The organism is Streptomyces sp. NPDC024687, from assembly GCF_055559055.1.
Map to the genome: position 1 here is coordinate 87284 of NZ_JBVHLJ010000014.1, position 11696 is coordinate 98979.

The window sequence follows — 11696 nt, forward strand, 5'->3', positions numbered from 1 at the left end:
CAGCCCCCGACACCGCTCGCCTCCAGGCAGCGGCTCGGCCCGGACAGCGCCCGCGCATGAACACCCGGCCCGGCCCGACCCAGCACAGCCCCCACACCGGCTCGGGTCCAAGCAGCAACTCGGCCGGGATCACGGGCCAGCCCCGGTACCGCTCGCCTCCAGGCAGCGGCTCGGCCCGGACGGCGCCCGCGCATGAAGGCCCCAGACGACGGCTCAGCTTTGGCACCGGCTCGGCTCCGCGCAGCGGCTCGGCCCGAACGGCGCCCGCGCATGAACACCCGCCCCGGCCCGGACCACGGGCCAGCCCCGGCACCGCTCGCCTCCAGGCAGCGGCCCAGCCCGGAAGGCGCCCGCGCCTGAACACCCGGCCCGGACCGGACCGGACGGCGGCACAGCCCCCGCATCGACTCGGCACCAAGCAGCGACCCGGGGGCCCCGACCACGGGGCAGCCCCGGCACCGGCTCGACTCCAGGCAGCGGCTCGGCCCCGTCAGGAGAGCAACGCCGCCAACAACCCGACCGGGCCGGCAGCTCGGGTCGGCCGCCGGCTCAGCGCAGCTGTCCGCTCGGCCCGGGCAACGGCTCGCCCCGAGGATCGTGCACGCGTTCAGATCAGGAAGTCGCGGCCGATCTGCTCCGCCACGTCCTCCAGGATCGGGCCCGCCTCGGTGATGCACTTCTGGATGTCGGGCTCGGCGTCGGTGAGTGGGTAGGCGCGGCGGATGCCCGCCCGGCCGAGGGCCTCCGGGGGCAGGGCGAGGCGGCCGCAGACGGCGACGACCTCCTTGTCCTTCGCGCGGGCGGCCGCGGCGACGCCCGCCGGGGCCTTGCCGTGCAGGGTCTGCTCGTCGAGGGAGCCCTCGCCGGTGATCACCAGGTCCGCCCACTCCAGCGCGGGCGCGAAGCCGAGGACGTCGAGCATGACCTCGATGCCGGGCCGGAACGCGGCGCCGACGAGGAGGGCGCCGTAGCCGATGCCGCCGGCCGCGCCCGCCCCCGGTGCGGCGGCGTACTCTGCGGCCTTCGCACCGACGGTCTCCTCCAGCACCTTCGCGTAGTGGGCGAGGGCGCCGTCCAGGGCCTCCACGTCGTCCGGGGAGGCACCCTTCTGCGGGCCGTAGACCGCCGGGGCGCCCTTGGGGCCGGTCAGCGGGTTGTCGACATCGCTGGCCAGGATGAACTCGACGGCTGCGAGCCGCGGGTCCAGGCCCGAGAGGTCGGCCGAGGCGAGGTCGGCGAGGCCTTCGCCGCCGGGGGCCACGGGCTCGCCGTCGGCGTCCAGGAAACGCGCGCCGAGCGCGGAGAGCATGCCGGCGCCGCCGTCGGTGGTGGCGCTGCCGCCGACGCCGAACACGATGGTGCGGGCACCGGCGTCCAGCGCCGCGCGCAGGAGCTCTCCGGAGCCGTACGTGGACGCCGTGAGCGGGGCGAAGACGCCCGCGGGCAGCCGCTGGAGCCCGCTGGCCTCGGCCATCTCCACCACGGCGGTGTCCGCGCGTACCGCGAACGCGGCCGTGATCTCCTGGCCCAGGGGCCCCGCGACCGCCACTTCCCGGCGCTCGAAACCGGCCGCGACGGCCGCGGCGACGGTGCCGTCACCGCCGTCGGCGACGGGCAGCGACTCCACCTCCAGGTCCGGCACGACCCGGCGCAGCCCGGCCGTCACCCGCTCGGCGACCTGTACGGCCGTGAGCGAGCCCTTGAACTTGTCCGCGGCGATGAGCACGCGCTGTGTCACGTCTTCCCCTTGCTCTCCGGGCCTCGCGCACGTCAAGGCCAGTCGCGCCGCTGCGACCTTAACCGGAGACGCCCCCCGGCGTCATGCGCGGCCCAGAGGCTGAGAAGGCCCTGCGAACCGTCTGTGCGGTGCGCCGGAATGGGGTAAACCGGTGCTATGACCCTTGTGGGCACTGAGCCGGAACTCGCCGACCGCATCCTCGGAGGCTGGCTCGGCCGGATCGCGGGCAACATGCTCGGCAAGCCGGTCGAGCAGGGCGACCTGTGGACGCGGGACCGGATCGACCGCTATCTGCGCCAGGCCGCCGCGCTGCCCCTGACCGACTACCTTCCCGAGCCCGTCGGCGAGAGCGACGGTTTCGAGCTGCGGCCCGAGTGGCGCGAGTGCGTGCGCGGCCGCATCCACGGCAGCTGCCGCGACGACGACGTCGACTACGCCATCCTGGGCCTCGACCTCCTGGAGACCCACGGCTTCGCCTTCAGCACCGAGCAGGTGGGTGACCTGTGGCTGCTGAGGCTGCCGTATCTGCAGACGTTCACCGCGGAGCGGGCCGCCTACCGCAACCTCGCCAACGGGCTGAAACCGCCGCTGACGGCGACGTACGACAACCCCTGTCAGGAGTGGATCGGGGCGCTCATCCGCGCCGACATCTACGGCTGGACCTGCCCCGGCGCCCCGCAGCGCGCCGCCTCCCTGGCCCGCCGGGACGCGGTGCTGTCGCACACCGGGAACGGCGTGTACGGGGCGATGTGGGCGGCGGCGCTGATCTCGGCGGCGTTCACCGTGGAGACCGTGCGGCAGGCGGTGGACCAGGCGCTCGCGGTGATCCCCCCGAGCAGTCGCCTCGCCCGCACGGTACGCCGGGTGGCGTCCCTGCACGACACCCGGATGAGCTGGGAGGACACGCTGACCACGGTCTCGGAGGAGACCGCCGGGCTCGGCTGGATCCACAGCGTCCCGAACGTGGCCGTCCTGACCGCCGGGCTGCTCTACGGCGACGGCGACTTCACCCGCACCATCACGCTCACCGTCCGGGGCGGCCTGGACACCGACTCCAACGGCGCCACCGCGGGCTCGGTGGCCGGGGTGCTCTCCGGGGCGGACGCGATCCCGGACCAGTGGAAGGAGCCGCTGGAGGACCGGGTGCGCAGCGCGGTGTTCGGTTTCGACGGGGTCCACATCACCGAACTGGCCGAGCGGACGGTGCGCTTGGCGGGGGTGGAGGCCACCCGCTGAGCGGGCGAGGGCGGCCGCCGATGCTCGTTACCCTTCGAGGATGACCACCACTCCTGACTTCGCCACGTACATCGCCGGTCTTCCCCGGATCCTCGCCGGTGCCGCCGCTCTCTTCCGTGACGCCTCGAGCCGGGTCCTGCTCGTCGAGCCCAACTACCGTGAGGGCTGGGCGCTTCCGGGCGGCACGATCGAGTCCGACGAGGGTGAGACCCCGCGGCAGGGCGCGCGTCGCGAGACGCTGGAGGAGATCGGCCTGGACCGCGAGCTCGGGCGGCTGCTGGCGGTGGACTGGGTGCACGGGACGGCCCGCCCCCCGCTGGTCGCCTACCTTTACGACGGCGGTGTCCTCGGCGACGACGACCTCAAGGCGATCCGGCTCCAGGAGGAAGAGCTGCTGTCCTGGCGCCTCGTGCCGCGCGAGGAGCTCGCCGACCATCTGCCGGGGGCCCTGGGCCGCCGCGTCGTGGCCGCGCTGGACGTCCTGGCGGACGGCTCGGGCACCGTGGAGTTGGAGAACGGCCACCGGGTGGGCTGATCCCGCGCGCTGTCGGTGCTCCTGACGGCTCGCGCCCCGGCGGTGGGAAATCCACTCGCCGCACCCGGATCACCCGCCCTACCCTCGAAACCATGGCCAAGCCCCTCGTCGCGCTTCTCAGCGGCGCCGGTATCTCCACCGACTCCGGGATCCCCGACTACCGCGGCCCGAACGGGCTGTGGCGCAAGGATCCCGAGGCCGAGAAGCTGGTGACGTACGACTACTACATGGGTGATGCGGAGATCCGCCGCCGCTCGTGGCAGATGCGGCGGTCGAACCGCGCGCTGAACGCCGAGCCCAACGCGGCGCACGTGGCGGTGGCCGAGCTGGGAAGTCCGGGGTGCCGGTGCGGGTGATCACGCAGAACGTGGACGGACTGCACCAGCTCGCCGGGATGCCCGCCCGCAAGGTCCTCGCACTGCACGGCACGGCTCGCCAGGTGGTCTGTACGAAGTGCCCACGCCCGCGGTCCGATGGAGGACGCGCTCGCCCGGGTCGAGGCAGGCGAGGCGGACCCGCCATGCCTGACCTGCGGCGGCATCCTCAAGTCGGCAACCGTGATGTTCGGCGAGCGTCTCGACCCCGTCGTCATGGGCGAGGCCGTCGCCATCACCAAGGCCTGCCAGATCTTCATCGCCGTCGGCACCACCCTCCAGGTCCAGCCGGCCGCGGGCCTCGCGGGTGTCGCCGCCGACCACGGCGCCCGGCTCGTCATCGTCAACGCCGAGCCGACTCCGTACGACGACCGCGCCGACGAGGTGATCCGGGAGCCGATCGGCACGGCGCTGCCCGAACTCATGCACAGGATCAGGTCGTCCGCGGAGCTGTGACCGATGCCGTTGGACCGGCGGCAAGCTGCGGGCAGATCTCGCGACCCGTGTCGGGAGTTACAGCCCGATGGCGTGGAGGACGGAGTCACCGACCGGCCCCAGCCAGGCCGCGAGGGAGGACAGGGCTCCGGCGAGGGTCCCGCCGGCGGTGACGGCTGCACCCGCAGCGGTCACCAGTCTGGTGATCTGTACCAGACGCTGGGCCATGGTGGTGCGATCAGGAGCAGGGGAGGCGAGTTCGGCATCCAGGGACGCGACTTCGGCGTTCACCTGGCTCGCGACATCGGGCGGGAGGGCCAGGCGGTCGAGCTCCGAATGCAGCAGACCGAGCATGGCACGCGGATCCGTGGTCATCGCGAATTGTCCGTGCTGGCCACCGTGAATGGTCTGGTCGCCGGCGACGTTGTTGATGTTGCCCTGTTGGCTGCCGATATTGAAGCTCACTGGATGTCCCCTCGCATGAGTCACTGGCGGCGCACGGCCGCGTCGAACGAGCGTTGACGGGATGCGGCGATGACGTGCATCACCAGCCCGGCCGTCATCAGGACCGTGCCGACGCCGGCGGCTGCCCAGCCGAGGAGGAACACCGGAAAGCCACCGATCTCGGTGCCGAACATATCTCCCGGGTCGGGCCATTCATTGGGATCCTCGGACACGGGGTCCCCGATATGACCCATGAACCGCAGAATTCCATAGGCGAAGACAGCGAAGCCGATCAAGAAGAGTACGAAGCCGAACAGAATGATTCTTCGTGCTCTCGTGCGAGCTGCCGCGATCTGCCGGAAAAAGCTCTCTTGCCTTTGATCGACATACTGGTGCCCACCCACGTTGTTGATGTTGGCGCCGTACTGGTCACGCATGTCGAAGCGCGGGGCACTGTTCACTTCCGGCATCAGGACGGTGCCCTGTGCGGTTTCACGCTCTTGCGGAGCCCTGCCGGGCCATTCGTAGCGGATGCTCACACTCCCCAAGGTGAGCACATCACCGTCATGCAGCGCCTGCGGTGCGGCGAGAGGACGATCGTTCACCGAAGTGCCGTTGGCGGAACCGAGGTCTTCCAGGACCACGTCCGCTCCCGAACGGCTCAGGATTGCGTGCCTGCCGCTCACATACGGATCGTCTATCCGAATGTCGCAGCCGGGATCTCGACCGAGGACCGACTTGGCGGCGGACAGACGGAGAGGGGACCCATACAGGCGCGATGGACGAATGAACGTGAGCTGGGGATCGGAGCGATCTGGATAACTCGCCATAATCCCACCCCCGTGAGGACTGGACGAAGGAATCGTTGTATTCGTGGCGGTTTATTCATAACCCGCACAGAAACACCATTCCTCACCCATAATACACCGATAAGCGAGGAGTGCCGAGGTGAACACCGATGCCCGAGCTGAAGCGGCTGCGCGCTGATCACGCCCCTGCCGTGCCGGCCTTCGAGGTGGTCAACCGCGCCTTTTCGCCGCGTCCGACTCCGACCGCGGCGATAAGGCAGGCTTCTGCGCCTTCCACGTGCTCGTCGCCGAGGACGGTTCGGTTCTCGGCAGGTTCAACCTCGTCGACATCGAGAACGGCACCGCGGACCTCAGCCACGAGAACATCGCGTCCCAGCGGCTGCTGGCCAAGGCGGGCTTCACCCCGGCCCGCCCGGCGGACCCGGCCGGTCCGGGGGGAACCACCGGGTACCGGTCAGAACAGTGCCGCTCCCCTCTCGAAGTCCAGCAGTCGCTGCTTGCGCTCCAGTCCGCCGCCGTAGCCCGTGAGGCTGCCGTCGGCGCCGACCACGCGGTGGCAGGGGACGATGATGCCGATCGGGTTCCTGCCGTTGGCGAGGCCGACCGCGCGGGAAGCCTTGGGGTTGCCGAGGGTGTCGGCGAGTTCGCCGTAGGTGCGGGCCTCGCCGTGCGGGATCCGGCGCAGCTGTTCCCAGACCGTGCGCTGGAACGGCGTTCCGTGCAGGCGAATTTCCAGGGTGAACTCCTTCAACTCGCCTTGGAAGTAGGCCTTCAGCTGTTCCTCGGCCCCCTTGGACCACCCGTCGTCCGGCGTGCCGAAGGTCTCCTCCGGCGGACGGTGGCGTTGGTCGGTCATGTAGAGGCCGCACAGGACACCGTCGTCGGCGACGAGGGTCAGGGGGCCGTAGGGGCTGTCGATCACGGTGTGGTGTCTCACTGAACGTCCTTATACGGGAAGAAAGTTGATCGGGTGACTGTCGGTCGCCCACAGGTACTGGACCGCGTAGGCCCGCCAGGGCCGCCAGGCCGCCGCGCGGGCCGTCAGTGCGGCCGGGGTCGAGGGCAGGCCCAACCCCTGGGCGGCGCGGCGGATTCCGAGGTCGGTCGGGAGGAAGGCGTCCGGGTCGCCGAGGGCACGCATGGCGATGACATCGACCGTCCAGGGACCGAAGCCCGGCAGCGAGAGCAGCCGGGCGCGGGTCTCCGACCAGTCACTTTCGACGCCCAACTGAAGTGATCCGTCGGCTAGTTGGCCGACCAGGGTGGTGAAGGTCGTCCGGCGGGTGCGGGGCATCGCGAGCGTGGCGGGGTCGAGCGCGGCCAGCGCCTCAGGAGACGGGAAGAGGTGGGTCAGGCCGCCCTCGGGGTCGTCGACGGGGTCACCGTGGGCCGTGACCAGACGGGCCGCGTGGGTGCGGGCCGCCGCCGTGGAGACCTGCTGGCCCAGCACGGCCCGTACCGCGAACTCCGCCTCGTCGACCGTGCGCGGAACGCGTCGGCCGGGCGCCTTGTCCACCAGGGGCGCAAGGAGCGGGTCCGTGCGCAGCTGGTCGTCGATCGCGACCGGGTCGGCGTCCAGGTCGAGCATGCGGCGGCAGCGGCTGATGGCCACGGTCAGGTCGCGCAGGTCGCTCAGCGTCAACCGGCAGGCGATGTGGTCGGGGCGGGGCGTGAGGGCCACCACGCCGTGCCCGTACGGCAGTCGCAGTGTGCGCCGGTACGCGCCGTCGCGCCACTCCTCCACGCCCGGGACGGCGGTGGCCGCGAGGTGACCGAAGAGGTTGTCGGGGTTGAGGGGGGTGCGGAACGGCAGGCGCAGGGACAGGGAGCCGGGGGTGTCCGGCGTGTCCGGCGTGGTCCTCTTCGCGGCGCGTGTGCGCAGCTCGCCCGGCGCGAGCGCGAAGACCTCGCGCACGGTGTCGTTGAAGGTGCGGATCGCGGAGAAGCCGGCCGCGAAGGCGATGTCCGCCATCGGCAGCACGGTGGTCTCGATGAGGATCCTCGCGGTCTGGGCGCGCTGGGCGCGGGCGAGGGCGAGCGGGCCGGCACCGAGTTCGGCGAGCAGTTGGCGTTCGATCTGCCGGGTGCTGTAGCCGAGGCGGGCGGCGAGGCCGGGCACGCCCTCGCGGTCGACCACGCCGTCGGCGATCATCCGCATCGCGCGGGCCACGAGGTCGGCGCGCTGGTTCCACTCCGGGGAGCCCGGGCTGGTGTCGGGCCGGCACCGCTTGCAGGCGCGGAAGCCCGCCTGCTGGCAGGCGGCCGCGCTCGGGTAGAAGGTCATGTTCTCGGGCTTGGGCGGGACGACCGGGCAGCTCGGCCGGCAGTAGATCCGGGTCGTCAGAACGGCCGTGAAGAACCATCCGTCGAACCGCGCGTCCTTGGACTGCACTGCGCGCACACAGCGCTCGGTTTCGGCGTACATCCCCGTCTGCATGCGTCCAGCATCGACCACCCGCCCCACCGGGGCTGGCGAGAATCCGACATCAACCTCGCGTGCCCTGCGACGGCATCTGTCCCGGTCGCCACGCGGACTCGCGCAGCAGCCGCAGTCCGTTGAGGCCGACGAGCACCGTCGAGCCCTCGTGCCCGGCGACCCCGAGGGGCAGCGGGAGGTGGCCGAGGAGGTCCCACAGGACGAGCCCGGTGATGAAGGCGCCCGCGATGACCAGGTTCTGGACGACCAGTCGGCGGGCGGTCCGGGACAGTCGTACGACCGCCGGTACGGTCGCCAGCTCGTCCCGTATCACGACCGCGTCCGCGGTCTCCAGCGCGAGGTCGGAGCCCGCGCGGCCCATCGCGATGCCGGAGTGGGCGGCGGCGAGCGCGGGTGCGTCGTTGACGCCGTCCCCGACGAACAGCACCTTGCGTCCGGCGTCCTGTAGCTCCCGTACGGCGTCCACCTTGCCCTGGGGCAGCAGTTCGGCGCGGACGTCCACCAGGCCGGTGGCCTCGGCGACCTTGGCGGCGGCCCGCGCGTTGTCGCCGGTGAGGAGGACGGGGGCGGTGCCGGTCAGGGCGGTGAGCGCGGCGGTGGCGGCCGGGGCGTGGGGGCGCAGGCGGTCGGTGAGCGCGAGGGTCCCGAGGGGGACGCCGTCGCCGGTCACCAGGACGACGGTGTCGCCGTCCTCGCTGCCGGGGAGGGCCGCGCGAGGCGGTTCGGCATGCACGGCCGCGGTCTCGTCGGCGTCGGCATCTACGATCTCGGTCACCGGGGCACCCGCCCGCCCGACCCCGATCACCCGCCCCTCGACCAGCGCCGTCACCCCGCTCCCGGGTACGGCTGCGAAGTCCCGCGCGTCAGCGATCCGCAGCCCCCGCTCCTTCGCCGCCCTCACCACCGCCCGCCCCAGCGGATGCTCGCTGGGGTACTCGGCCGCGGCGGCCAGCGCGAGGAGGGCGTCCGGAGTCAGCCCGGAGCCCGGCAGCGGCCGTACCGCCGAGACCTCCGGGGAACCCTCGGTCAGCGTCCCCGTCTTGTCGAGGGCCACGGCGTCCACCTCGCCGAGCCGTTCCATCGCGACCGCCGACTTCACCAGGACTCCGTGGCGCCCGGCGTTGGCGATGGCGGACAGCAGGGGCGGCATGGTCGCGAGGACGACCGCGCACGGCGAGGCGACGATCATGAAGGTCATCGCGCGCAGCAACGCGTCCGTGAGATCGGCCCCGAACACCAGCGGCACCCCGAACACGGCGAGTGTGGCGATGACGATGCCCACCGCGTACCGCTGCTCGATCTTCTCGATGAACAGTTGCGTCGGCGCCTTGGTCCGGGATGCCTCCTCGACCAGGGTGACGATGCGGGCGATCACGGAGTCGGCGGGGTCGCGCTCGACGCGGACGCGCAGGGTGCCGGTGCCGTTGAGGGTGCCGGCGAAGACCTCGTCGCCGGGGCCCTTGGCGACCGGAAGGGGTTCGCCGGTGATGGTGGCCTGGTCGGCCTCGCTCGCGCCGTCCAGGACCCGGCCGTCGGCGCCGATGCGCTCGCCCGGCCGGATCAACAGGACGTCGCCCGCGGTGAGTTCGCCCGTCGGGACCGGTTCCTCGCCGTCGTCCGTCACCCGGGTCGCCATCGTGGGCGCGAGGTCGAGCAGGCCGCGTACCGAGTCGGCGGTGCGGGCGGTGGCCAGGGCCTCCAGGGCACCGGACGTGGCGAAGATGACGATCAGCAGGGCGCCGTCCAGGACCTGACCGATCGCGGCTGCGCCGAGGGCGGCGACGATCATCAGCAGGTCGACGTCCAGGATCCTCTCGCGCAGCGCCCTGAGCCCTTCGAGGGCCGGTTCCCAGCCGCCGGTGACATAGGCGAGCGCGTACAGCCCGCCGTAGGCCCACCACGGCAGGCCGCCGAGGTCCAGTGCGAGCGCGAGCAGGAACGCGGCGGTCGATGCCAGCGCCCAGCGGGCCTCGGGGAGGTCGAGCATCCGGGTGCGGCGGCTCGGCGCCGGGTGTGCGGCGGGCGAGGGGGCACGAACGGGGGTCAGAGTCGTGGACACCCGATCCACCATACAGGAACACATGAAGACTCATTCATCTGTTCATGAGTGGTGGGTAAGATACCGCCCATGGGTCATGGAGCCGTCACCACCGCGCAGGAAATCGCCGAGCGCGTACGTCTGGACGCGGCGAACGTGGCCAAGGTGGCCACCACCCTCCAGGCCCTCTCCACCCCCTCCCGCCTGCTGATCCTCGCGCGACTGCGCGAAGGGCCGCTGCCGGCGACGGAGTTGGCCGCCGAGGTGGGCATGGAGCAGTCGGCCTGCTCGCACCAGTTGCGGTTGCTGCGCAATCTGGGCCTGGTCGTGGGCGAGCGCCGGGGCCGGTCGGTGGTGTACGCACTGCACGACCACCATGTGGCCGAGCTGCTCGACCAGGCCGTGTACCACGTCGAACACCTGCGGCTCGGGCTCAGTGACGCCACCGAGTGAGCCGCCCCGGCGCGTGATGTGGCCGCTGTACGCGGCCGGGTTCACCACCGCCTTCGGAGCGCACGGCATCGCCGCGAACCTCGGCGCGGACTCGGCCGACGCGGTCACCTCCCTGCTGGTCCTGGGCGGCCTGCTCGCCCTGTACGACGGTGCCGAGGTCGTGCTCAAACCGGTGTTCGGCATGATCGCGGACCGGATCGGGGCGCGCCCCGTGCTCCTCGGCGGACTGGTGGCCTTCGCCGTAGCCTCCGCGCTCTACGCCCTCGCCGACAGCCCCGGCTGGCTGTGGGCCGCGCGGCTGGGGCAGGGTGCGGCGGCCTCCGCCTTCTCCCCCGCCGCGTCCGCGCTGGTCTCCCGGCTGAACCCGGCCGCCAAACAGGGGCGGGCTTTCGGGAGTTACGGCTTCTACAAGTCCGTCGGCTACACCCTGGGCCCGCTGCTCGGCGGGGTGTTGGTGTGGGCGGGCGGACTGCGGCTGCTGTTCACGGTGCTGGCGGTGCTGGGCGCGGCCGTGGCGGTGTGGGCACTGATCGCCGTACCCGTCGTTCCGCCCCTCCCGCGGGCCCGGCAGACGGTCCTCGATCTGGCGCGGCGGCTGGCCGACCCGGTGTTCCTGGTCCCGACGGCCGCGCTCGCCGGGGCGACCGCCGCGCTCTCGGTGGGCGTGGGCTTCCTGCCCGTGTCGGGCGCGGTGGCGGGTCTCGGCACGGTGGCGACGGGGGCGGCGGTGTCGGTGCTCGCGGCCTGCGCGGCGGTCGTACAGCCGCGCGCCGGGCGGGCGTTGGACGCGGGTCGGATCACGGTACGCGGTGGGCTCAGTGCCGGGTTGCTGCTGGCGGCGGCCGGTCTGGGCTGCGCGATGCTGCCGGGGCTCGCGGGTGTGCTGCTGGGTGCCGCGCTGATCGGCGTGGGCACGGGGCTGATCACCCCGCTGGGCTTCGCGGCGCTCGCGGCCTCGACCCCGCCGGAACGGCTCGGGCAGACGATGGGGGCGGCAGAACTCGGACGCGAACTCGGGGACGCGGGTGGTCCGTTGCTGGTCGCGGGCGTGGCCGCGGCGGCGACCCTGACGTATGGCTACGGGGCACTGGCGGTGCTGCTGGCGTGCGGACCGGTGCTGGCCGTAGGACTCCTTCGCAGGCGCCGGTGAGACGATCCCCGCGCCCGAAGGGGCGCGGGGAACCGCGCGACCGGCCA

The 11696-nt window shown here is 72.3% G+C and carries 10 protein-coding genes and 2 pseudogenes; 6 read left to right on the forward strand and 6 right to left on the reverse strand.

Going from position 1 to position 11696, the window contains the following annotated elements:
- Window positions 1-607 precede the first annotated feature (607 nt).
- Window positions 608-1726, reverse strand: coding sequence for a glycerate kinase (locus tag ACZ39I_RS38015; RefSeq protein WP_467249904.1), 1119 nt, complete (start codon window positions 1724-1726; stop codon window positions 608-610).
- 168 nt (window positions 1727-1894) lie between these two features.
- On the opposite strand from ACZ39I_RS38015, the gene ACZ39I_RS38020 reads away from it, so the two are divergent.
- The 3 genes and pseudogenes from ACZ39I_RS38020 (at window position 1895) to ACZ39I_RS38030 (ending at window position 4339) form a co-directional block, all read left to right on the forward strand.
- The gene (locus ACZ39I_RS38020; RefSeq protein ID WP_467249779.1) at window positions 1895-2974 is read left to right on the forward strand and encodes an ADP-ribosylglycohydrolase family protein; all 1080 of its coding nucleotides are present in this window, start codon (window positions 1895-1897) and stop codon (window positions 2972-2974) included.
- A 40-nt stretch (window positions 2975-3014) separates the two neighbouring features.
- Window positions 3015-3509, forward strand: coding sequence for an NUDIX domain-containing protein (locus ACZ39I_RS38025; RefSeq protein WP_467249781.1), 495 nt, complete (start codon window positions 3015-3017; stop codon window positions 3507-3509).
- 92 nt (window positions 3510-3601) lie between these two features.
- Window positions 3602-4339: pseudogene (locus ACZ39I_RS38030) on the forward strand (SIR2 family NAD-dependent protein deacylase).
- 57 nt (window positions 4340-4396) lie between these two features.
- On the opposite strand, the gene ACZ39I_RS38035 reads toward ACZ39I_RS38030, so the two are convergent.
- Both ACZ39I_RS38035 and ACZ39I_RS38040 read right to left on the reverse strand, forming a co-directional pair.
- The gene (locus tag ACZ39I_RS38035) at window positions 4397-4783 is read right to left on the reverse strand and encodes a hypothetical protein (RefSeq protein ID WP_467249783.1); all 387 of its coding nucleotides are present in this window, start codon (window positions 4781-4783) and stop codon (window positions 4397-4399) included.
- A 20-nt stretch (window positions 4784-4803) separates the two neighbouring features.
- Window positions 4804-5592, reverse strand: a complete 789-nt coding sequence (locus tag ACZ39I_RS38040) for an FHA domain-containing protein (protein WP_467249784.1) — start codon at window positions 5590-5592, stop codon at window positions 4804-4806.
- A gap of 128 nt (window positions 5593-5720) precedes the next feature.
- On the opposite strand from ACZ39I_RS38040, the pseudogene ACZ39I_RS38045 reads away from it, so the two are divergent.
- A pseudogene (locus ACZ39I_RS38045) lies at window positions 5721-6019 on the forward strand (GNAT family N-acetyltransferase); the annotation flags it as partial.
- A gap of 6 nt (window positions 6020-6025) precedes the next feature.
- Here the strand turns inward: ACZ39I_RS38045 and ACZ39I_RS38050 are convergent.
- Genes ACZ39I_RS38050 through ACZ39I_RS38060 form a run of 3 tightly spaced genes read right to left on the reverse strand, consistent with a single transcriptional unit; the run spans window position 6026 to window position 10079 of the window.
- A complete protein-coding gene (locus ACZ39I_RS38050; RefSeq protein ID WP_467249786.1) occupies window positions 6026-6508 on the reverse strand; it encodes a methylated-DNA--[protein]-cysteine S-methyltransferase in 483 nt (160 codons plus the stop codon).
- 9 nt (window positions 6509-6517) lie between these two features.
- Window positions 6518-8008, reverse strand: a complete 1491-nt coding sequence (locus ACZ39I_RS38055) for an AlkA N-terminal domain-containing protein (protein ID WP_467249788.1) — start codon at window positions 8006-8008, stop codon at window positions 6518-6520.
- A 49-nt stretch (window positions 8009-8057) separates the two neighbouring features.
- Window positions 8058-10079, reverse strand: a complete 2022-nt coding sequence (locus tag ACZ39I_RS38060) for a heavy metal translocating P-type ATPase (RefSeq protein ID WP_467249789.1) — start codon at window positions 10077-10079, stop codon at window positions 8058-8060.
- Between the two features lie 57 nt (window positions 10080-10136).
- Here ACZ39I_RS38060 and ACZ39I_RS38065 point away from each other — a divergent pair, with 57 nt between their 5' ends.
- Both ACZ39I_RS38065 and ACZ39I_RS38070 read left to right on the forward strand, forming a co-directional pair.
- A complete protein-coding gene (locus tag ACZ39I_RS38065; RefSeq protein ID WP_467249791.1) occupies window positions 10137-10499 on the forward strand; it encodes an ArsR/SmtB family transcription factor in 363 nt (120 codons plus the stop codon).
- Window positions 10500-10515: 16 nt separating this feature from the next.
- Window positions 10516-11649, forward strand: coding sequence for an MFS transporter (locus ACZ39I_RS38070; protein ID WP_467249906.1), 1134 nt, complete (start codon window positions 10516-10518; stop codon window positions 11647-11649).
- Window positions 11650-11696 lie beyond the last annotated feature (47 nt).

What these genes read in the sequence shown, in the direction of transcription:
- ACZ39I_RS38060 (WP_467249789.1), bottom strand. Translation starts at nt 10,079, where the DNA reads ATGGTGGATCGGGTGTCCACGACTCTGACCCCCGTTCGTGCCCCCTCG.
- ACZ39I_RS38055 (WP_467249788.1), bottom strand. Translation starts at nt 8,008, where the DNA reads ATGCAGACGGGGATGTACGCCGAAACCGAGCGCTGTGTGCGCGCAGTG.
- ACZ39I_RS38025 (WP_467249781.1), top strand. Translation starts at nt 3,015, where the DNA reads ATGACCACCACTCCTGACTTCGCCACGTACATCGCCGGTCTTCCCCGG.
- ACZ39I_RS38020 (WP_467249779.1), top strand. Translation starts at nt 1,895, where the DNA reads ATGACCCTTGTGGGCACTGAGCCGGAACTCGCCGACCGCATCCTCGGA.
- ACZ39I_RS38070 (WP_467249906.1), top strand. Translation starts at nt 10,516, where the DNA reads ATGTGGCCGCTGTACGCGGCCGGGTTCACCACCGCCTTCGGAGCGCAC.
- ACZ39I_RS38040 (WP_467249784.1), bottom strand. Translation starts at nt 5,592, where the DNA reads ATGGCGAGTTATCCAGATCGCTCCGATCCCCAGCTCACGTTCATTCGT.
- ACZ39I_RS38065 (WP_467249791.1), top strand. Translation starts at nt 10,137, where the DNA reads ATGGGTCATGGAGCCGTCACCACCGCGCAGGAAATCGCCGAGCGCGTA.